The organism is Methylobacterium sp. HJ2 (assembly GCF_056431005.1).
The window spans coordinates 1-1066 of sequence record NZ_JBWJYM010000023.1; the positions used below are offsets into that span (position 1 = coordinate 1).

2 tRNA genes and 1 rRNA gene are annotated in these 1066 nt (G+C 60.9%); all 3 read right to left on the reverse strand.

The features are described 5' to 3' along the window. Positions 1–310 (reverse strand): 23S ribosomal RNA (locus ACS5RC_RS26015); the annotation flags it as partial. Positions 311–614: 304 nt separating this feature from the next. Continuing rightward, a tRNA-Ala gene (locus ACS5RC_RS26020) sits at positions 615–690 on the reverse strand. Between the two features lie 119 nt (positions 691–809). After that, a tRNA-Ile gene (locus tag ACS5RC_RS26025) sits at positions 810–886 on the reverse strand. Positions 887–1066: the final 180 nt, after the last annotated feature.

A 1066-nucleotide genomic window follows, 5' to 3' on the forward strand; every position in this document is an offset into this window, starting at 1 on the left:
CACTACTGACGGAGTCTCGTTGATGTCCTTTCCTCCGGGTACTGAGATGTTTCAGTTCCCCGGGTTCGCTTCAAACCCCTATGAATTCAGGATTTGATACCTTCTCGTGACCAACCGTATGGCAATGCCAGCCGCCGGATCGCTCCTGCGCCTGTCATCACCATACGGAAGGTCGAAGGTGGGTTTCCCCATTCGGAAATCCCTGGATCAAAGCTCGTTCGCAGCTCCCCAAGGCTTATCGCAGCGTACCACGTCCTTCATCGCCTCTCAGCGCCAAGGCATCCACCGAATGCTCTTAAGGCACTTGATCGCTCTCGTGATCGATGTTCGGTCGATCGCCAGCAGCAAGGCTGCTGCCGATCGCCAACACGGTCACAAAAAGACCAGCAACCGGATCCTCTCGGATCCGATTGCCGTATGCTTGCCGAACATGACCGTCCCGGACCAGCTCTCGCTGCCGGCACGGCCACATTCCCTCTTCACGATGTCATGATTTCGCATCAAGCGGGATTTTGGCCCACACCTGCTGCAAACTTGTTATCCGGACGGATGCTTCGACGCCTTCGCTCGATGGGACGGCGGCCGCTTGCGCGGCGCTCAGATCCAAAAGACGATGGTGGAGACAGACGGGATCGAACCGACGACCTCATGCTTGCAAAGCACGCGCTCTCCCAACTGAGCTACAGCCCCGTGTCGGGAAGAACGCCCCGAGCCGACAGGCTCGCAAGGCCGAATGGCCGCCGCGCCGCGTGGCGCGAGAAGCCTGAGGCGACGGACGTCGCCGCCGGCGCTTGAGGCATCCAAGATAATGGTGGGCCTGGGACGACTCGAACGTCCGACCTCACCCTTATCAGGGGTGCGCTCTAACCACCTGAGCTACAGGCCCCAGCCGGTCGGCCGGTCGAGAGCGTCCGCGCCCTGCAGCATCTGCAGGGTGTGGGCCCGACCAGCGATCCCGCTTGTCCGGATTGAGAAAGAGAAACGAGGACGGCGCCGCTGTCCCGCCAGATGGGTCCATGACTGGACCCTGTATCCAATGACGCCTTCCGAGGAGCGGTCCGAACGA